An 18,931-nucleotide genomic window follows, 5' to 3' on the forward strand; every position below is an offset into this window, starting at 1 on the left:
ATTGATGCGCGCGATCCGGAGGCCGAAATGGCCTTCAGACTTATCTTAGAAACCCGATTGGATGCGGGAGAAGACGAGATTGGTGAAGATCGAAATCTGCGCGCCGACGAACGGTGCCGAGATGCCGATCGTGACCATGACGGCGACGATCTTCGGCACGAAGGTCAAGGTCGCTTCCTGCACCTGGGTGAGCGCCTGGATCAGGGCGATCACCAGACCGACGACCATGGCGGCGACGACAGCCGGACCGGAAGCCACAAGTACCGTCCAGATCGCAGCCTGGAAAATATCCAAGGCATCGGCTTCATTCATGGCATGTCCACTCCCGGTTCAGCGGCTCCTCATGAGCTGCTGGTCGAATCCGTGCTCGACGAATCGCTGCTGTTGCTACTATCGCTCGACGTGGCCGGCGGATCAATGGTCGTGCCTGCCGGAGCGATCGTAACGCCGGCCTGGATCAGGATCTTGTCGCCGGCATCGGTCTGGGCGATGATGCCGTCCGTGTAGACGGTCACTTCCTTGATCGTGCCCGTCGTCTTACCATCGGCGCTCATGATCTGCTTGCCGATATAGTCCGACGCCTGCGAGATCCATTGGTTCTGCAACACCGTTTCCAGATGCGAGTTCGTCTGGATCTGTTGTTCGACCTGAGAGAAGCTCGCCAGCTGAGAAATCTGCTGGCTGGCATCCATCGGGTCGGTCGGATCCTGGTTCTGCATCTGCGCGATGAGAAGCTGCAGGAAGTCGTTATAATTCAGGTTGGCGCTCGCCGATGCGGCAGCAGCAGTCTTCGAGGAGCTGCTGCTCGTGCTGCTGTTGACGGCGTCTACCGTTGCCATGGAGCAATCTCCCGACGGATGTGCTCGATCGTCGCCGCCGGCATTTCCTGATTGTTCAGAATATTGTCTTCGACCGGGTAGAGACCGCGGATCGCCTTCAGCGCATCGAAGGCGCGGCCGGTGGCAACGAGGCCGTCGATGCGCTTCAGCTCGGCCAGCACTTCCTCATTGTGGAAGCACGACAGCAGCATGACGATCGACTTGCGGAACATCGCCGTCGACTGTTCCTTGCCTTCCGGATTGATGAGAATCATCTGCGCGATGAAATAGAGCTGACGCAAGGGCGTCGTTGCGTCCTCCGGCTGGAGCACGTGGTTCTCGAGCAGGAATGTCACATCATTCAGGAATTCCAGAGCAACCTTGCGATCGACGCGCAGGACGGCCCCGTTGATAAAGATCTTTTCCCCGGCTTTAAGCGATATGCGAAGCGTACTTTTCATTTAAGTCCATCCCTGATGATGGTGGTGACATCGATGATGCCTTGATAGTTTTCCGACTGGCGCCGCCTGATCCGTTCGCATTCCTTTAATATCCAGATGGCGATCGAAATCAGATTGGCACGCAGCTCGACATTGAGCTGGTTCTCCGGGCTTTTGAGGTCCTCGACAAAGCTTACCCATAGGCGTCGCGTATAGAAGAGAGCCTCGATCGCTTCACGGCCGTATTTCCCCGCATCACGGGCCGCAGAGAGAAGAGCTATCGACCGGTCCAGAACTTGTCGTTCTCGTTCCTTGGCGTCGGCCACTGCATCCTGCATGACTTCCGCATATGAGAACTGATACATTCATGCATCCTTCCTGGTCATTACTTCCCTTTGATCATCAAAGGTAATTTACAAGGCTTAACTGCTGGATCTTTGAAACAATCGTGTAAGCCGTTTCGAGCTGGGTCTCGAGACTGTTGACCTTGGTCGATGCCTCATAAGGATCGACTCCGGTTAAGTCACCGATACTGGTGTTGAGAATAGTCTTCTGGGCATTCAGCGTCGTATTCGCGTCCGACAGTCGTGACTGCGAGAGACCGAGCTGACTTGCCTGGCTGTTCAACCCGTCGATCGACTGGCGCGTATAGCTGATGGCCTGCTGTGTGACGGCATTCACCGCACTTTGATTGAGGCCCGGCGGCGTACCCATCAGCGCATTGGTCACGCTGGTCGCGAGTGCCAGATACCGCATGCCGGACGAATTCGAGTTCGTCGAAGTTTCGATGACTTCCGAATTATTGATGCGGCTCGTCATATTCTGATCGGACGCACTCGACCAGCTCGACCAGCTGCTGTCTGATGTGAACATCGGCGCGACAGTATTGGTGATGAAATCCGTTATCTGGTCGGCTGATATGGTATCTGCAGTTACCGGCGGTGACTGATTTGCCATGTAAGTCGCAAGCTGCGCCTGAATATCCGCGTTCGTTGCCGAGGAATTATCCGTCATCGGCTGGACGTCGGTATTGGTTCCGGCAAAGAGATACTCGCCATTCACCATCGTATTGGCCGATGCAATGACGCTCGACAGCGTCGAGCTCGCCGTCTGCTGCGCCAGGGCGACGCTGCTGCCATCGGTGTTGCCGCTCAGCGCCACAAGCTGGTCCATCAGGTTCTGTGCCTGCGTGCCCATGCCGGTCAAGGCGGTTTGCGACGTCGTCATACGCTGGTTCGCAATGGAATTGCTGCTGAGAATGGAATCGATGCGCGACACTTCCCGCGTCAGATTCACATTGAGCGACGTGCTGCTGCCAAGCGCCACGCCGATGTCGGCATAGACGCCCGTGGTCGCCTCGGTCGATGCACTCGTCATCTCATTCTGCGCCTGACGAATCGTCTGACGCATGGCGTTCTGAATGGCCGTGCTCGAAATGAAAGAAAGTTTCATGGCTTAGCTCGCAATATCCAGTACAGATTGAAGCATTTCATTGACTGCGTTCAATATCTTCGTTCCAGCCTTGTAGGACTGTTCGATATCCATCATCAGCGTCAGTTCTTCATCGAGATTGACGCCCGTCGCATTCGAATAGGCGCTCGAGGAGCGCGATAGAGCAGCAGAGGTATTTTCCCCCGCCGTCGTTGCCGTGCTGCGCTGGCCCTCGAGCCAACCGATGGAGCTCGCCGAATAATCCATGAGCGTGGCATTGGTGTCGGAGCCAGCGGCAGGATCGAACGCCATCTTCGTATTCATGGCAGTGATAAAGCCATCAAGCTGGGTGGAATATCCACTGTCGCCGCTGGTATTCTTGGTATAACCGGTTTCACCAGTAGTACTATCGTTATTAATACCACCATCACGTAGCAACGTCGGGTCACCACCTTGAGACGTGATTAATTTCGAATTAACGGTTATCGAGCCCGCCAAGCCCGTGACTGCCGTACCGCTGGCCGGAACGGTGCCACCGCTCCAGGTGAACAGGCCAGGCAGAGTCGGTTTTGAAGAATCGCTGTTCGTTTCCGCAAAGACCGTAACCAGCCCTCGAGCCATTTCATCAAGCTGCTTCTGATAGGTCGGCGCAACATCATCGCGAATCTGAAGTGCCGCCTGAAGCGTGCCTTGTGCCGTCGTATTCGCGCCCTGGCCTGGAGTCAGCGCAACCCCATCGATGTAAACGCTGTTGCCTGTCGTGTCTGCCGTGTAGGTACTCGTCGGCTGGAACGTCACCGAGCGCGGAATGGTCTCGAACAGGGTCGTTCCGCTCGTGGTGTAAAGCGCCATGTCGTTGTTGCCGCGCGTCACGGTTGTCACGCCGACGATCTTCGAAATCTGGTTCAGGATCGAATCGCGCTGGTCCATCGCGTCGGCAAGGGCGCTCGATGTCGGGCCAGCCGTGGTCGTTGCCGATTTCACCGCGTCGTTGGCGGTCTGGAACTGCTTCAGCAGGCTGTTCAGCGTATCGACGTCGGAGCTGATCTGCTTGTCGGCGTCGGTACGGGCGCTCTGCACTGCCGCCGTGGCATTGTTGAGCGATGTCGCCAGGCTCTGGGCCGCATTGATCGCAGATTGCGCCGCCGTCGCGTTGGATGGTGATCCCGCATAGTTCTGCATCGCATCCTGAAATGCCGACAGATAAGTCGACGGCGCGATCTCGTTATCGTTGCCGCCAAGCGTGGCCGACTGAAGGTTGCTGTATGCATTCAGCAGCAGCTGCTGTGCCGAATCCGACGAGGCCGAGCTGAGATAGGCCTTCTGTAATGCCGGTTCGCTGCTGCGGGCAATCTGCACCACCTGAGCACCAGCCATATTGGTCGTCACCACCGCCTGACGACGCGAATAATTCGTGTTGTTGGCATTGGCGATATTGTTCGACACGACGCTGCTCTGCGTGCCGGTATTGTTGAATATTGCCTGCGCGTTATTGAGAGCTGTTGTGAGCGACATGACTGACTCGATACCCTATTCGTTTTAGCGCGGCAGATTGGCCGAAGGCGCGCAGGAAGTGTCGGAATAGCCTGTCAGAGCAAGGCCGGCGAAATAGACCAGATTTTCATTGGCAGATGGACGACCACCGGAACGAACCGGAGCCACCCTCCCGCAAACATGGCGCAAGACGAGAGCACCGTCGCCTGCAGAGATAGCACGGCGAACCGGCGTCACACCGACACAGCCGCCAAAATTGGCGCCGAGGCAAAGCGCCTGCGCATCCGCTTCCGCAAGTGCAGTCTTCATGCTGCCGAAATTCCTCATCTGGAATCCTCGTTATCCTTCATACGACTGAGAGTAGGTGGCGGGCCTTGCGTGAAGCTGTCTGAGAGGACGAAAAACCGATCATCGCGAAAAGCTTCGTCAACAGCGCCATCGGGCGATCATGCTACGGACTGCTGTGCATCGAAATGGTAAGGAACAACGTACCTTCCGGCGCCGTGCCGATCAGGCAACCGAAAAGGAACAGGCCCGAGAATCAGCTGATTCTCGGGCCTGTTCATGAGTTTAGTACCGGAATGTGCGACCCGAGCATCAGCTCCAGTCGATGCAGTAGCCGAGGAAGCGCTTCGAATCGACGGGGTCGAAGCCGAGCTTCTTGCGCAGCTTCTTGCGCAGCTTCGAAATATGGCTTTCGACGACGTTCTCTTCGACTTCCTCGTCGAAGATGCCGTAGATGGCGTTGAAGATCTGGGTCTTCGTCACACGGCGACCGCGATTGGCGATCAAATATTCGAGGATGCGGCGCTCGCGGCGCGGCAAGGCGAATACGGAACCGTTGATTTCCGGATCGCGGCCATCTGCGAAGACGCGAATGGGGCCAATATCGGTATAGTTGCTGATCGCCTTCAAGCGGCGGCGGATCGCCGCGGCCCTGGCAAGAATTTCGCGAGGATGCACCGGCTTGCGCACGACATCGTCGACGCCACAATCGAAAAGTGCAAGCGTGGCTTCCAGCGAGGGCTGGTCGCTCACCGCGATAACAGGTGCTGCCGTCCGGTCGCGAATCGCCCTTGGAAGCTCATGCACCTGCTGACCCTGTCCGATCAGAAAGGCTTCCACCGCAGCAATATCGCCCTCTGCTGCCGTCGTCACCCATTCGCCGAATTCACGCGGATCAAATCCCGTCGAAGGGATGCCCTCGCGTCCAAACAGTGATGTATATCCGTCCTTAACGAGCTCTCGCTCATCAACCACTACGATCATTCGTCCGCCTCCGAATCAGTGTGGTGTTTCGATGATCTATGGGTACGAATCGGGCGAATCACGAACAACTGTCGGAAATGAGTGACGGAAATTAATAATTGATTAACTATACGGGTGCGATTTGCACTAGATATAGTAGGTGCTCGGCGTTTTAGACCGATAAAAAAGTTGTTAGCGGACGTATTATTAACATGCGCATTTTAGGCAAATCGACGGCAGTCAATCACTTCGATTGGGTTAGCGCCGGCTAACCGGAGAACATATGCAACCTGTAATTGCTTACTCCCGGCAGAACGTCGCCGCATTGGGCGTCCATTTTCCGTAGCCTGTGGCGACCAGATTGGCGATCACGCGGCAGACATAGACCTTCTGGGCGGGGTCATTGTTCGGGCCGGCATGGTATCTTGCTACCGCCATGGTCCAGGTCTCATGCCTGTCATGCAGATTGCGGAGAAACTTTGCGGCATACTCGACATTGCTACGCGGGTCGAACATGGCGGTGACGGATGTAAAGTTTTCGCCGTGGAAATACTGATTGATCTGCATGCAGCCGACATCGATAAGCTTTGCCCCGTTCTGCCGTGCGGCGGCGAATATCTGCAGGGCGGCGTCCTCGGATGGTGGAAAGATCGGACGCCCCTCAACATTGAGAGCGTAGGGATAGAGCGATCCTTTGCGACCCGTTTCCGTCAGACCCACTGAATAAAGAATCCCTTCCGGTATTCCGTATTTCGCGGCGGCAGACTGGATTTCGCGTTCGCAAAGACCGGCTGCGCCATTGTCAGGCGGCGCCGGATTGCCCGAGGCATGCGCCTCAGAGGTAAACCGCCCCAGAGCGAGAACGCTGCACGCCACCAGCAGCCCCGTCCTCAACACCGCGCTCACCCGAACTGCGATTGCCATCGTTTCCATTTGCCTGCTGCCCTGAATAGTTCTGGCCTCTGGGGCGTGCGTCGCCCCCCTGTCCCTGGTTCAAAAGGGACTGCTGCTGTGGCTGGTTCGATCCGGAATTGCGCCCGCTATCCGACTGCTGGTCGGCATTGGACGCCATGGAGACGGTGATATTGTCGACCTGATAGCCTTGTGCGCGCAATGCATCGACCATGCGGCTTTGATCGGCGTGAAGCTGCCTGTAGGCCTCGCTCGTCTGAACCTTCAGATCGACGCTCAGCTGGTCTCCGGAGAGCCGCATGGTTGCTGTCACGTCGCCGAGATTGTCGGGGCGCAGCTGGATCTTCAGCGTATTGACGACCTTGCCGGTGCTGGTCAGGTTCGCGGCATTGGAGAGCGCCGAGCCTGGCTGCATCGCCGCCGACCATTCGTGGTCGCCCGCCAGGGTTCCAGCAACGAGTGCCGAGTTGGAATTGGCGGCAAGCCCGAGATAGCGGCGCGAATCCAGCACGGTGACCGCCACCGCATCGCCGCCCGCAGCAGCACCGACTTTGACATCGGCAACGTCATCGCCGCTCTTGCTGATCGACAGGTCGAGCGCGCTGCCACGGCCATCCGCCCGCGTCAGGCGGAATGTTTGCGCAGCATCCGCTCCCTTGCCGTCGTCCGGCAGCGTCAAGGCCGTGTCCGAGGCGTCCGCGAGGGCAGCTTTGCCTGATGGCAATGTCTGGACCTTGGCATTGTCTGTTGTCTTGCCCGCCAGCGTCGTGCTGACCTGGGTTGTGCTGGCCTGGGTCGTGCTAACCTGCGTCACCACGATGGGCTGCGCAACGTTCAGCAGCGACAATGCATCGGAAATCGTATTGGCCGGCTGGCTGCCTTGCGTCGATGCAGACTTACCGTCATCCGTGGGCTGGACATCCTTTCCATCCTTCACGGCGGGCATCTTACCGTCGCCCTTGACCGGCGCCGTCTGACCGTCAGTTGTCGCGACATCGGCCAGTTGCTGCGCGATCTCGGCCAGCTGATCGAGCGCAGTCGGGGGCACTTGCACCTTGCCGGTGTCAATCGTCGGCGTGGTGGGATCGGCGGCTGCGGCCGGCTGATCGCCATCGATAGGGGTAGCCTCGCCTTCGCCAGCCGCGGAGGCTGCCTTCTGCAACTCGATCAGCGATTTCGAGAGTGAGGCGACACCGGCGGGCTGCGAAGCTTTGGTGCCCTTGGCAAGGCCGGCGGGATTGGCGAGATTGGCTCCGGACGTATCGATCATTCCAACTCCGGCATTGGCGCTGTCATCGACGGTAAGGGTTATCGCGGCAAAATTGCTCGCTGCCGTCTTCACCGCGCCAGTGTCGTCATCCGCATTGTCGCCGGTTGTCGTGTTCGCGTCCGTCGCCACATCGGTTCCGGTATTCGAACCGGCAGATTTGCGTCCATTGCCGAGCGAACTGGTCAGAGCATCGATAAAACCCTTGCCGTCATCCTGCTTTGTTGAGCGAGTGCCTTTGGCAACAGCAAGAATATCCGCCCCCGATGAGGCGCCAGACACACCGATGTCGTTCATATCAATGACTTTCCTGCTTCAACAGGCCGTCGATGGCATCCAGCTTCGAGCGGCTCGTCGTGACGAATGCGTTGAACGAAGAGTCGGCCTCCTGCCGCCCTCCTTTCGGGGCGGGAGCCGCGTTTGGCGGGGCTCCCTGCTCAACACCCGCCGTGCCGGGAGATTGGCCTCCCGATTGATTCGTCACAGCAGCATCGTGTTCAGTCTTCTGTTGGTTGGGCAAGTTAGGAACATTGCCTTGCCCGAGGCTTGCAGCGTCGGGCGTGCGCAGTATCTCTGCCGCCACAGCCTTTGCGGCGTCGCGCAAAGCCCGGTCGCGCGCATTCAGTTCGCCAGCCGGCATCTGGTTCACATCGTTGATCGCCGACTTCCATTCAGGCGTGGATATGCCCGCCACGCCGCCATAGAAGTTCGCCAGCGCGCCAAAGGCATCGCCACCGTTATTGGAGATTGCCTGGGCGCGGTTGGCTGCGAGCGCGGCAAGATCGGCTTTGCCGGCGATCGCGGCACGGCGTGCCATGCGCAGATAGATCTCCCGCTGTCTCGGCGGATCCATGAAGGACAGGATGTCAATGATGTCCTGTTGCTTGACATCGGAATCGTGATCCACCACCAGCTGCACAAAAAGATCCGCAAACTGGCTGGCGTAAGGCGAATGCAGGAAGCGCCGCGTATAACGCTGCGCATAATCGAGTCCTTGCGGCACCATGCCCGCATCGGCGCAGAGAGCCAGCGAGCGGCGTAGCGCCGATTCCTCGACGATCGTGCCGGGCGCCATCAGCCGCGCCCAGTCGTAAAGCGGCAAGGCGGCCTTGGCGTTCTTGCCCGACATGACATTGCCGGCAACCAACGAGAGGTAGGGACCGATCGGCTTGTCGCGATATTCCTTGGAGATATCGACAAGCGTGTTGACGACCAGCAGACCCTTGCCGTTCAGGTATTTCCGCAGAAGATCCGCAACGCGATTGTCGAAATTGCCATTGACGTCACGCGACATCAGATATTCGAGCGTTTCGGGATTACCGCCGCTCATGGTGTAGATCAGTGCCGCATCGACGTTACGGTTGTCCTCGAATATGGATTTGTCCGCATTGCGCAAGCGCTCGTCTATGGTGGCGAGCAGAAAGCGCTGCATCTCTCCGGCGGAACTATCGCCGGCAACAACGGAATCCTGGACGAATTCGAGCGAGCGCAGCATCTTGTAGAGCGGCAGGGTGTCCTGCCCCTCAGCGCTTGCTGCCCCCGGCATCAACATGCCGAGGGTGAGCGTGAGCGCAAGGTGATGACGATGCTGTTTGCGCGCCATGGACTATCCCTGCTTGCCTTGGCTCGACTTGCCCTTGCCCGAAGCGGGCTTCGCGGGAGCCTGCGTTCCCGAAGCCGCGGGATCCGTCGCTGCCTGGTTCGAGGGGTTAGCGATCAGGATCTCGATACGGCGGTTGGCATCGTTGAAGGGATCGTTGGGCAGTTTCAGACGCCTGTCCGCAAAACCGGACACTTGAACGATCCGCTTCTCGTCCAGCCCGCCGCTCGTCAGCATGTAATAGGCGCTCTGGGCACGATCGAGCGACAGGCGCCAGTTGTCATTGCGACCGCCGACCATATAAGGGCGTCCGTCGGTATGGCCGCGGATCAGGATCGATCCATTGCGTTCCGCCAGGATCTTTCCGATCTTTTCCATCGCCAGCACCATCTCGCGCCGGGGAACCGCCGAACCGATATTGAACATCGGATCGTTTGTCTGATCGGAGATCGTTACGAGCACGCCGCCTTCCGCGGCGCTGACCTGCAGCCCTTCGGCCAGCTGACCGGCAACACCCTTGATCTCGGCCTGAATCGCCTGCTGCAGATCCTTGGCCTCCTGCTGCTGCGCCTTCGTCGGCTGAACATCCTTGTTCTCCGGCAAAGCGGCATTGTCCTCAGGCGCGGAGGCGTCGCTCTGCATAGTGGCTTTGGCAACCTGCTGAGCCTGCGTCGGCTTTTCCGGCGCCTTGCCGGCCGCTTGCTGCTCGCTCACCGTCGGCTGTTGTTCAGGCATTTGCGGTTGATCGGCCGGCTGACCCGTATCCGCAGCTGTCGCCCTCGACAGAGCGATGACCTCACCCTTGGGCGATTGATCCGACTTGGCGGACTGTTCCTCGTTCGCCTTCTTCGAAGCGCTGGAAACCTGCACCTGCTTGGTCCAGAAATCCGGATCGAACGGATCGCGATAGGCCTGGCCGCCATCGGCACCGGTCGCTGGACCCGACTGAGCCGCGCCACCCTCGCCCTTGGCGCTGACATTGGCCTGCTGCCCGACTTCCTGTGCGATCTCGGCCAGGACCGAATAGGGATTCTCGAAGAAATCCGCTTCGGAATAGTTCGTCTGGTCGCCCGATGTCGAGGTCAGGTCCTCGCCGGTCTTAGCCGATTTGCCGTCATTCGGCTTTTCCTGCGGCTTGTCGGACTTCTGCTGATTCTTTTCGCCCTGAGCCTGATCGACGGGCTTCTTGAGGCCCTTTTCCGTCGGTTTCTCGTCGGCAAGCTTGATGGGATTGAAATAGGAGGCGACCGAGGCCTTCGTCTCTTCATTGGCAGCGTTCACCAGCCACATGACCAGGAAGAAGGCCATCATGGCCGTCATGAAGTCGGCATAGGCGATTTTCCACGCGCCGCCATGGCCGCCTTCGTGATCACCGCCGCCGTGGCGCTTGACGATGATGATCTCGTGCTTGCCGTGATTTTGATCGCCGTCGCTCATTTCAGGATCTCTTTCAGGCTAGCGGCCCAGGCGGACATACGGGTCACGAGAACGCTCTCGCCGATCGTAACGGTGAGATCGACATCATCAGCCTCGACGTGGCGCAGCAACGCGCCGTCATCGCCGAGATGATCATGAAGGACCTCGAAAAGATGACGCGGACCGCTGACCGAGATCGGCCCGGCGCTGCCGTCGAGGATCGCGGCCCTGACCAGTTCGGCAAGATCGGCGACGGCCTTGGCCGTCAGCGTCTCGGTCATGACCGGCGCAAGAATGGCGGCGGCTTCGGTGCTGATCGCCTGCCCGAGCATCGTGGCGATGCGCGTCATATCCGCAGCGATCTTGTCCGCCGCCTGCTCTTCGTAGCGTATCCGCAGCGCATCCATTTCGGCGCGAAACGACTGGGCCATGGCATCGATCTCGGCCTGATGCCTTTGCGTCAGTTCCTGCGTCGCCGCCTCATGCCCTTCCGCATAGGCGACACGGCGCTCGGCCTCGACATCAACAGGCGGCTCGAGCGGGCTTTCGGCAAACTCGACCGGTTCCGCAAACGCCATATCCTCGACATGGGGCAGCGGGGCCTGTTCGGCGCTGAAATCCTTGAGATATCGGGACAGTGTCAAGCTCACGCGCGCATCTCCCCATTCGCGCCGCAGAGACGCTGCAAGTCGATGCCGACAGCCGGCCGATCCATTCCCATTCTCAAAACGTCGATCATCACGCTTCCGGTTTCCGTCCTCAGGCAGCACCTTCCGGGACCAATGTCACCGGCACATTGTGCAGCCAAGCCACTGCGAAGGACCGTAGGCAGCCAAACTTGTGCGAGGATGAATGCGATGCGGTATTGCCGATCGGACGGCGGCACCCGGCAATCATTTCGACTGGAGAATAATCAGCACCTTGCTCGCCATGCTATTGGCGATCGACAATGCCTGCACACCCATCTGCTGCGCCGTCTGCAGGGCGCTCTGCCGCGCAGAGGCCTCTTCCATATTCGTATCGACGAGATCGCCGACGCTGCTCTTGATGGCATCGCTGAGCTTGGAAATATAATCCGACTGATCGTCGATGTTCGACTTCATCAGGCCCAATGTCGAATCCGCCGATGTTGCCGACTTCAGGAGCGAGTTGGTAACATTGATCATATCGGTCAGTTCGTCATCGGTCGTGCTGCTCGATAGGGCGATCTCGGTTCCGCCCGTCGGCGTCGTGCCGCCGGTGGCGGAGAGGAGGTAATAATTGCGAGGCGTGCTGCTGCCGCTGCCCGAAGCATCGAAGGTGCTTGCATCAACATTCTTCGTCAACAAACCCCGCTCGGGTTTGACAGTATCGACCATCAAGGTCTGGGAACTGTCATAGCTGATCGTCGTGAAGCTGATCTGGCCGCCCGTTCCACGCGTGAAGTTGCTGATCACCGACTGCTGGGTGGAGGGTTGCTGCTCCGTATTATAGAGCCAGTTCTCGCCGGAAAAGGATGCCGACTGGGTGACGGATTGCAGCTGGTTCTTGAGCTGCTGGATGTCGGAGTTGATAGCGTTCTTGTCGGTGCCTGGCTCCTTTGCCGAAACCAGCTTGGACTGAATCTGGGTCAGAAGGCTGACGACCGTATCCATGGCGGTGGATGCGGTATCGACCTTGGACGCACCGAGGCCCAGCGCGTCCGTAATCGTGGAAAGGCTGCTCTGGTCCGAGCGCATGGTGGTCGCCATAGACCAATAGGTGGGATCATCGCTCGCCGTCTGGATGCGGTAACCGGACGAAACCTGCTGCTGCACGACATCGAGATCTTTGTTGATACCGCGCAACACGGTCAGCGCCGCCGACGTGGTGGGATTCGTCGTCACATTGCTCATCTGAAAATCCGTAGTTCCATTGGGACTGGCAAGCCGGACCGATCCGGCAGCAACGATTGGCCTCATGCCCACCAGCGGGAGATATCCCAGCGCGGCCCGTCGCTAAAGCGCGATCCGGCAATCGCTTGGAAGGAGAACGGAGCCGGATCTGCGCAGAGACTGCAAATCAATTAGCGGCAACGTTAACAAAAGCTTATACGCGGCGACAAGAGGGAAAAGCCGCCGCGCCATTTCAACGCAAGCTCCAGTCAAGGCTCACTTGAAGAGAGCAAGAACATTCTGCGCGCTCGTGTTGGCAATCTGCAGCGACTGGATGGCCAGCTGCTGCTGGGTCTGCAGCGCCGAGAGCCTGCTCGATTCTTCTTCCATATCCGCGTCGACGAGCTTGCCGACGCCGGAATCGATGGTATCGCGCAGGGTGGAGACGAAGCTCGTCTGCAGATCGATGCGGGTCGAGAGAGAGCCGAGCTGCGACGCCGTGCTGTTCATGGCGTTAAGGGCGCCCTGCACCAGGTTCATCGCCAAGCCGATATCGCCGCTCGTCATGTTGGTGATATCGAGGCTGAAGACGGAATAGTCGTTGCCGTTGATGGTCTGCTTGCTGCCGAGGATGCCCGAGCTCGTATCGATCGTCCCGCTGCTGTTCGCGCCGAAGAGGACGTTGCCCTGCGAGCTGGTATCGAAGGCGTAGCTGGTGCTGTTGACGGAAACCGTACCGTCATTGTTGCGCACGAAGGAGGAGACGACGGAGGCCGAGGCGCCATTGACCGCATACATCCAGTTCTGCCCGGAGAAGGATGCGGATTGCGCAATGCTCTCCAGCTGCTGTTGCAGCTGCGTGACCTCTTCCTGGACGTCGGCCTTCGACACGCTGTTTTCCGTTGCCGCGACGAGCTTGTCCTTGATCTGCTGAACGACCGTGATGGCGTTGTCCATCGCCGTATAGGCAGTGTCGACCTTTGCCGCGCCCAGGCCCAATGCGTCCGAGACGGCTGAAAGCGCGCTATTGTCGGACCGCATGGTCGTTGCGATCGACCAATAGGCGGCATTGTCAGCTGCCTTGGCTACCTTGTAGCCCGAGGAAACGCGGCTCTGCGTATCCTGCAGGTTCGTGTTGATGGAGCGCAGGGTCTGGAGGGCGGACATCGCCGCGTCGTTGGTGAGAATGCTGGTCATCGAAAAGTGCCCCTTATGGCTGAATTTGGAAGGGACATTCCGGTCTGCGGCCGGGAACGGCAATCAGCCTCATGCTTGTTAACCGCCTCTTAGGGGAGGTTAACCAACCGTTGCGCTAGCTGCAACTGACAGGAATAGGGTTAATAAAAGATTAATGCCGACCATAAAAGTTAATGGAATCATCCTTTCCGTTATATGGCCGTCAGGTATCGTGGCATCGCCTGCGCTACCTTTCATTGAACCCGAGGGAGGCCTATCCGCGCAGCGCGTGTCGACATGCCGCTTTCCAGCCGGATATCATCGTTTGACGCGCAGCAAGTACCGCAAGTCAGCCTCGCGCCACCTTCGGCATCGTAGATAGCCGCTATCAGTCCAATGTCGGACGAAGACGGCCGTCTTCTGCAGCGTCCCGGCGATGATGCCGGCACCAGCGGCCATATGTGAGGTTGAGATGTTCAGTTTGCAGGACGCCGGATGGGCGGCGGTTGATCGCCAAGAGCGAACAAGCCTCGACCCCGACGACTGGCAGGCTCTGCGCAGGCAGGGTCACCAGATGCTCGACGACATGTTCGATCATCTCCAGACGCTCGGAACAAAGCCGGTCTGGCAACACGCCCCCTCCTCCGCCCGCGCCCTGTTCGATGCGCCTCTGCCGGTCGAAGCCAGCGAGCTGGCCGAAGTCCACGCCATTTTTCGGGAAAATATCCTCCCCTATGGCAGCGGCAATATTCACCCGGGTTTCATGGGCTGGGTCCAGGGCGGCGGCACGGTTACCGGCATGCTGGCCGAAATGCTCGCCGGCGGGTTGAATGCCAATCTCGGCGGACGCGACCATATGCCGATCGAAGTCGAGCGCCAGATCATCCGCTGGGCGCGCGAGATCTTCTCCTTTCCGGAGACGGCAGGCGGTATTTTCCTCACCGGCGCATCGCAGGCCAATTTCGTCGCGGTGCAGATCGCCAGATGCCGGAAGCTCGGCCGCGATGTGCGCGCAACCGGTCTGTCCGACGAATCCCGGCTCGTCGCCTATGCATCGAACGAGGTTCATGGCTGTGTTCCCCGCGCGTTCGAAATGTCCGGTATCGGCAGCGCTCAGCTCCGGCGCATTGCCGTCAATGACCTTGGCCAGATCGATATCGGCGCGCTGGAAGAGGCGATCCTTCGCGACAAACGGGAAGGTCTTGTGCCGTTCCTCGTCATCGGCAGTGCGGGAACGGTCAATACCGGTGCCGTCGATGACCTCGCCGGTTTGCGGCATATCGCCGACAGTTACGATCTTCATTTTCACGTCGACGGCGCGCTGGGCGCCCTCGGCGTGTTGAGCCCCGACCTTGCGCATCTGTTCGCAGGGATCGACAGTTGCGATTCGCTCGCTTTCGATTTCCACAAATGGGGCCAGGTGCCATACGATGCCGGCTTCCTGCTCGTGCGCGACAGTGAATGGCAGCGGCAGACCTTTGCCTCGGACGCCGCCTATCTCAGCCGCGCAGCCACCGGGCTTGCAGGCGGAGACTGGTGGCCCTGCGACTACGGTCCGGATCTGTCGCGCGGTTTCAGGGCGCTGAAGACCTGGTTCACGCTGAAAACCTACGGCGTCAAAGCTCTCGGAGACGCCATAAGCGCCAACTGCCGGCTGGCCCGCAGGCTGGCCGAGAGCATCGAACAGGAACCTCGGCTGACATTGCTCGCACCGGTCGCGCTCAATATCGTCTGCTTCGCCTATGTCGGCGAGGATGGAACTGTACCTGCATCCGTCAACTCCCAGATCGTCGAGCGGCTGCACGCCGAAGGCCGCGTCGCTCCATCCCTGACCCATCTGAACGGACAACCGGCAATCCGCGCCGCGATCGTGAACCATCGCACGCGACGGGCGGATATCGACGAGCTCGTTCATAGCGTTTTGACAATCGGCCCCCGACAGGATTTCCCCCAATGCTGATGACCAAAGCCCCAGGCATCGAACCGGCTTCGACCAATATGCCGGACGCCTCCCGAATTCTCGGCATGCAGAGAATCGTCTCGCTCGTCTATGCCGGCCGCGACGTAACGCCGCTATGGAACGAGCTCATGCAACGCGTGACGGCCGATTCGGCCGATGCGGCCGCACTCATGGACCTGGCGATCATCCTGCAAACGCTCGGCCGCACCGAAGAGGCACGCCAGATCCTGAAGAACGCCGTGCAGCTGCGGCGGGACTTCCGCGTCGTCCACGGCAACGGAACCGGACCGCGCCTCTTGGCCTTCGTCACCGAAGGCGATTTCATGGCCAACACGCCGCTGGATTTTCTGCTGGCGGGCAGCGATTGCGTACTATGGCTGCGCTATGTCGACCTGCAAACCTCTGCACTCATCGGTCTGCCGGAGCATGACGTCGCCTTCATGGCAATCGGAGAGTCAACTGAAAACGCGCCCCTGCTCGCCCATATGCGGGGGCTTCTTGCGAAGTTCGACGGTCTCGTGATGAACCGCAACCCGGAACTGATCGCGAGGCTTACGCGCGACGGAGTGAGCGGAATGCTGGCAAACGAACCGTCGATCCTCTCCCCTACCACCCATCGCGTATCGCGCGACGATCTCGCAGCCGTCGGCGCTGGCACCAAGCAGCTGAAAGACTGCGCCCCAGGCCTGGCCTTCCCGCTGGTCGTGCGCCCGCTCAGCACACATGCCGGTAATGGAATGGAGCGCGTCTCCGATCCGGCTGAACTGGCAGCCTTTCTCGCAGCACAGCCGGCATCCGAGCTTTACGTGGCACCCTTCATCGATTTCCGCGGGGCCGACGGCTATTACAACAAGCAGCGCGTCGTATTCATCGACGGCAAGGCCTTCGCCAGCCACATGGCGCTCTCGGACCACTGGATCGTGCACTATCTGAGTGCCGGGATGGGTCAGAGTGCCGCAAAACGAGCTGTCGAACAGGCATGGATGGAAGATTTCGACTGCGATTTCGCCGTCCGCCACGAAGAGAGTTTTGCAGCACTCTGCCGTCATATCAAACTCGACTATTTCGGCATCGACTGCGCGGAGCTTCCTGACGGTCGTCTGTTGGTATTCGAGCTCGATGTGGCAATGGTGGTCCACAATATGGATGACCCTGTCGTCTATCCCTACAAGCAGGTTGCCATGCGCAAGCTGTTCGATGGCTTCGTCGATGCCATCAGGCGAAGGGCGAATAGTGCGCTTTAGGCTGTGGTGACGATTTAACTATCGCAGCCAAATGATTATGGTAGCGATGATGACGAAGCCTCTGAAATTGGCGAGCAACTTGTCATATCGGGTGGCAACACGGCGGAACTGCTTGAGCTTTGCAAAGAAGCGTTCGATGAGGTTGCGCTCTTTATAGAGCCGCCAGTCGCAGCGGTGCGGGCGGCGGCGCTCCGGCCGCGGCGGAATGACGGGGGTGGCACCAGCGTCCAGAATGGTGTCGTGGAAGTGTTCGGCATCATAGGCTCTATCGGCGATGACGTGGCCGGGGGTGAGGCCATGGAGCAATTCCTTGCCATAAATCACATCGCCACGGTGTCCCGGTGCAAGGACGAAGCGCACCGGTAGCCCCAAAGCATCGACGACGGCGTGGATCTTGGTGCCTAGCCCGCCGCGTGAGCGGCCAAGGCCCTGGGCGTCCGCTCCCCCCTTTTTCGCCGGGCGCCAGCGGCTTGAGGCTGGGCACGGATGGAGGTGGAATCGATCGAGACCCAGTCAAGGTCCGCTTCTCGCGCTAACGCCTCGAACAAACTTTCGAGGACACCCATCTCGATCCAGCGGTAATAGCGCCGCTTGACGGTCTGGTAGTCGCCATAGCGTTCGGGCAAATCACGCCAACGTCCACCAGAGCGGGCCATCCAGACTAGCGCCTCGACGAACCGTCTGTTGTTGGAGCGTGGACCCCGGCGCCCCTTGCGCCCGCCTGGCACAAACGGCTCGATCCGAGACCACTGTTCCGCACTGAGCCTATCGATATCCATGACCGACCTCCAAAAGTCAGCCTTGAATCTGATTTGCTCCTAATTGGGAATCCCAAACCCTTAATTCGTCACTACAGCCTAGAGCAATTCCAGGAAAAGTGCGCAGCGGTTTTCCGTCCGGAATTGCGAGACAACAAAGAGATAGAGCGGCTCAGAGATTCTGTGAAAAACTGAACCGCTCCAGGCTCGCAGCCGGATTGCGACGTCGCGCAAAACGAAAACCGCGCCTTCCGGAGAAGGCGCGGCAAGGTCGTATCCTGTTTGGCCAACGTGTGCTGGCGCTTCCTATTAACGGAAGAGCGACAGGATCTGCTGGGTCGAGGAGTTGGCGATCGACAGGGACTGAACAGCCAGCTGCTGCTGCGTCTGCAGAGCAGACAGCTTGCTCGATTCTTCTTCCATGTCGGCGTCAACCAGCTTGCCAACGCCCGACTGGATCGAGTCGGAGAGCGAGGAAGCGAAGCTCGTCTGCAGGTCGATACGGCTGGAGATGGAGCCGAGCTTCGAACCCAGGCTGGTGAGCGAGTTCAGAGCGGTCTGAACCATGTTGAGCGCGCTGGAGATCTGGCCGCCCGTCATGTTGGTGATGTCGAGGCTGAAGACCGAAGCGCCGACGGTGCTGTCCTGCGTGCCGAGGATGCCCGAAGCCGTGTCGATCGTGCCGGCTGCATTGGCGCCGAACAGAACGTTGCCGGTTGCGCCGGTGTTGAAGGCGTAGGAGGTCGAGCTGACCGAAACGGTGCCGTTGGTGCCGCGGATGAACGAGGAAACAACCGAAGCCGAGTCGTTGTTTGCGGCCATGACCCAGTTTTCGCCGTTGAACGAAGCCGACTGGGCAACGCTCTGAAGCTGCTGCTGCAGCTGCGTGATTTCTTCCTGAACAGACTTCTTGTCGACCGACGGTTCCATCGCGGTTGCAAGCTTGTCCTTGATCTGGCCGACGACGTCGATCGCGCTGGTGACGGCCGTCGATGCGGTGTCAACCTTGGCAGCGCCGAGGCCGAGAGCGTCGGAAACGGCGCCGATGGCGCTGTTGTCGGACTTCATGCTCGTGGCGATCGACCAGTAGGCAGCGTTGTCGGAAGCCTTGGAGATGCGCAGGCCAGAAGAAACGGCGTTCTGCGTGTCCTGCAGGTTCGAGCCGATGGTACGCAGCGTCTGGAGAGCAGCCATTGCGGCGTTGTTGGTAAGAATGCTCGTCATGATATTTGCCCCTTTGGCAGTGGTTGAATAAGGGACATTCCGGACCTAAAACCGGTAACGGCATTCAGCATCATGCCTATTAACCAAATT

Annotated in this window: 19 protein-coding genes; 2 read left to right on the forward strand and 17 right to left on the reverse strand. The window is 59.2% G+C overall.

Features of this window, described 5'->3' with window-relative positions; genetic code table 11:
• Positions 1–45: 45 nt before the first annotated feature.
• From fliQ to JJQ51_RS06770, 15 genes are all read right to left on the reverse strand, one after another.
• Positions 46–312, reverse strand: a complete 267-nt coding sequence (gene fliQ / locus JJQ51_RS06700) for a flagellar biosynthesis protein FliQ (RefSeq protein ID WP_075855152.1) — start codon at positions 310–312, stop codon at positions 46–48.
• Positions 313–341: 29 nt separating this feature from the next.
• A complete protein-coding gene (flgD, locus tag JJQ51_RS06705; protein ID WP_113330067.1) occupies positions 342–839 on the reverse strand; it encodes a flagellar hook assembly protein FlgD in 498 nt (165 codons plus the stop codon).
• Positions 827–1,279 carry a flagellar biosynthesis repressor FlbT gene (gene flbT, locus JJQ51_RS06710; protein WP_095433964.1) on the reverse strand — a complete coding sequence of 151 codons (453 nt, stop codon included), beginning with the start codon at positions 1,277–1,279 and terminating at the stop codon, positions 827–829. Before flbT ends, flgD begins: the two co-directional genes overlap by 13 nt.
• Positions 1,276–1,623 carry a flagellar biosynthesis regulator FlaF gene (flaF, locus tag JJQ51_RS06715; protein WP_113330066.1) on the reverse strand — a complete coding sequence of 116 codons (348 nt, stop codon included), beginning with the start codon at positions 1,621–1,623 and terminating at the stop codon, positions 1,276–1,278. The genes flbT and flaF overlap by 4 nt, the downstream gene beginning before the upstream one ends.
• A gap of 37 nt (positions 1,624–1,660) precedes the next feature.
• Positions 1,661–2,710, reverse strand: coding sequence for a flagellar hook-associated family protein (locus JJQ51_RS06720; protein WP_095433963.1), 1,050 nt, complete (start codon positions 2,708–2,710; stop codon positions 1,661–1,663).
• 3 nt (positions 2,711–2,713) lie between these two features.
• Positions 2,714–4,204: a flagellar hook-associated protein FlgK gene (gene flgK, locus JJQ51_RS06725; protein ID WP_145633310.1), complete on the reverse strand. Its 1,491-nt coding sequence runs from the start codon at positions 4,202–4,204 to the stop codon at positions 2,714–2,716.
• Positions 4,205–4,228: 24 nt separating this feature from the next.
• On the reverse strand, positions 4,229–4,492 hold the full coding sequence (locus tag JJQ51_RS06730) for a hypothetical protein (protein WP_269244442.1): 264 nt from the start codon (positions 4,490–4,492) through the stop codon (positions 4,229–4,231).
• 288 nt (positions 4,493–4,780) lie between these two features.
• Positions 4,781–5,452: a transcriptional activator Rem gene (gene rem, locus JJQ51_RS06735; protein WP_069611329.1), complete on the reverse strand. Its 672-nt coding sequence runs from the start codon at positions 5,450–5,452 to the stop codon at positions 4,781–4,783.
• Between the two features lie 279 nt (positions 5,453–5,731).
• Positions 5,732–6,355 (reverse strand): lytic transglycosylase domain-containing protein, encoded by a 624-nt coding sequence (locus tag JJQ51_RS06740; protein ID WP_269244443.1) that lies wholly within the window; start codon positions 6,353–6,355, stop codon positions 5,732–5,734.
• Positions 6,267–7,907, reverse strand: coding sequence for a flagellar hook-length control protein FliK (gene fliK, locus JJQ51_RS06745; RefSeq protein WP_269244444.1), 1,641 nt, complete (start codon positions 7,905–7,907; stop codon positions 6,267–6,269). The genes JJQ51_RS06740 and fliK overlap by 89 nt, the downstream gene beginning before the upstream one ends.
• A gap of 1 nt (position 7,908) precedes the next feature.
• Complete coding sequence (motC, locus tag JJQ51_RS06750) at positions 7,909–9,213, reverse strand: chemotaxis protein MotC (protein WP_269244445.1); 1,305 nt, start codon at positions 9,211–9,213, stop codon at positions 7,909–7,911.
• Positions 9,214–9,216: 3 nt separating this feature from the next.
• Complete coding sequence (locus JJQ51_RS06755; protein WP_269244446.1) at positions 9,217–10,647, reverse strand: MotB family protein; 1,431 nt, start codon at positions 10,645–10,647, stop codon at positions 9,217–9,219.
• Complete coding sequence (locus JJQ51_RS06760; RefSeq protein WP_145633321.1) at positions 10,644–11,276, reverse strand: hypothetical protein; 633 nt, start codon at positions 11,274–11,276, stop codon at positions 10,644–10,646. Before JJQ51_RS06760 ends, JJQ51_RS06755 begins: the two co-directional genes overlap by 4 nt.
• Before the next feature lie 243 nt (positions 11,277–11,519).
• Positions 11,520–12,500, reverse strand: coding sequence for a flagellin N-terminal helical domain-containing protein (locus JJQ51_RS06765; protein WP_113330057.1), 981 nt, complete (start codon positions 12,498–12,500; stop codon positions 11,520–11,522).
• Positions 12,501–12,755: 255 nt separating this feature from the next.
• The gene (locus tag JJQ51_RS06770; RefSeq protein WP_113330056.1) at positions 12,756–13,676 is read right to left on the reverse strand and encodes a flagellin N-terminal helical domain-containing protein; all 921 of its coding nucleotides are present in this window, start codon (positions 13,674–13,676) and stop codon (positions 12,756–12,758) included.
• A gap of 451 nt (positions 13,677–14,127) precedes the next feature.
• Between JJQ51_RS06770 and JJQ51_RS06775 the strand changes: the two genes are divergently transcribed.
• Together JJQ51_RS06775 and JJQ51_RS06780 are read left to right on the forward strand one after the other, a co-directional pair.
• Positions 14,128–15,615, forward strand: coding sequence for a pyridoxal phosphate-dependent decarboxylase family protein (locus JJQ51_RS06775; protein ID WP_145633324.1), 1,488 nt, complete (start codon positions 14,128–14,130; stop codon positions 15,613–15,615).
• On the forward strand, positions 15,609–16,859 hold the full coding sequence (locus JJQ51_RS06780; protein WP_152093711.1) for an ATP-grasp domain-containing protein: 1,251 nt from the start codon (positions 15,609–15,611) through the stop codon (positions 16,857–16,859). The genes JJQ51_RS06775 and JJQ51_RS06780 overlap by 7 nt, the downstream gene beginning before the upstream one ends.
• An 18-nt stretch (positions 16,860–16,877) precedes the next feature.
• Here JJQ51_RS06780 and JJQ51_RS06785 read toward each other — a convergent pair.
• Positions 16,878–17,638 (reverse strand): IS5 family transposase gene (locus JJQ51_RS06785; RefSeq protein ID WP_269244447.1). Its coding sequence is split into 2 segments (ribosomal slippage): positions 16,878–17,311 and positions 17,311–17,638, totalling 762 coding nucleotides; the frame shifts between segments, so codons are not numbered across the junction.
• Between the two features lie 288 nt (positions 17,639–17,926).
• On the reverse strand, positions 17,927–18,841 hold the full coding sequence (locus JJQ51_RS06790) for a flagellin N-terminal helical domain-containing protein (protein WP_113406422.1): 915 nt from the start codon (positions 18,839–18,841) through the stop codon (positions 17,927–17,929).
• Positions 18,842–18,931: the final 90 nt, after the last annotated feature.

Origin of the sequence: Rhizobium sp. AG207R (genome assembly GCF_027109195.1) — a bacterium.
Lineage (GTDB): Bacteria > Pseudomonadota > Alphaproteobacteria > Rhizobiales > Rhizobiaceae > Rhizobium > Rhizobium dioscoreae.

Coding starts and splice junctions, on each gene's coding strand:
- flgD (WP_113330067.1), bottom strand. CDS start 839: ATGGCAACGGTAGACGCCGTCAACAGCAGCACGAGCAGCAGCTCCTCG.
- flgK (WP_145633310.1), bottom strand. CDS start 4,204: ATGTCGCTCACAACAGCTCTCAATAACGCGCAGGCAATATTCAACAAT.
- motC (WP_269244445.1), bottom strand. CDS start 9,213: ATGGCGCGCAAACAGCATCGTCATCACCTTGCGCTCACGCTCACCCTC.
- JJQ51_RS06790 (WP_113406422.1), bottom strand. CDS start 18,841: ATGACGAGCATTCTTACCAACAACGCCGCAATGGCTGCTCTCCAGACG.
- JJQ51_RS06740 (WP_269244443.1), bottom strand. CDS start 6,355: ATGGCAATCGCAGTTCGGGTGAGCGCGGTGTTGAGGACGGGGCTGCTG.
- JJQ51_RS06755 (WP_269244446.1), bottom strand. CDS start 10,647: ATGAGCGACGGCGATCAAAATCACGGCAAGCACGAGATCATCATCGTC.
- JJQ51_RS06770 (WP_113330056.1), bottom strand. CDS start 13,676: ATGACCAGCATTCTCACCAACGACGCGGCGATGTCCGCCCTCCAGACC.
- flaF (WP_113330066.1), bottom strand. CDS start 1,623: ATGTATCAGTTCTCATATGCGGAAGTCATGCAGGATGCAGTGGCCGAC.
- fliK (WP_269244444.1), bottom strand. CDS start 7,907: ATGAACGACATCGGTGTGTCTGGCGCCTCATCGGGGGCGGATATTCTT.
- flbT (WP_095433964.1), bottom strand. CDS start 1,279: ATGAAAAGTACGCTTCGCATATCGCTTAAAGCCGGGGAAAAGATCTTT.
- JJQ51_RS06720 (WP_095433963.1), bottom strand. CDS start 2,710: ATGAAACTTTCTTTCATTTCGAGCACGGCCATTCAGAACGCCATGCGT.
- fliQ (WP_075855152.1), bottom strand. CDS start 312: ATGAATGAAGCCGATGCCTTGGATATTTTCCAGGCTGCGATCTGGACG.
- JJQ51_RS06780 (WP_152093711.1), top strand. CDS start 15,609: ATGCTGATGACCAAAGCCCCAGGCATCGAACCGGCTTCGACCAATATG.
- JJQ51_RS06730 (WP_269244442.1), bottom strand. CDS start 4,492: ATGAAGACTGCACTTGCGGAAGCGGATGCGCAGGCGCTTTGCCTCGGC.
- JJQ51_RS06775 (WP_145633324.1), top strand. CDS start 14,128: ATGTTCAGTTTGCAGGACGCCGGATGGGCGGCGGTTGATCGCCAAGAG.
- rem (WP_069611329.1), bottom strand. CDS start 5,452: ATGATCGTAGTGGTTGATGAGCGAGAGCTCGTTAAGGACGGATATACA.
- JJQ51_RS06765 (WP_113330057.1), bottom strand. CDS start 12,500: ATGAGCAATGTGACGACGAATCCCACCACGTCGGCGGCGCTGACCGTG.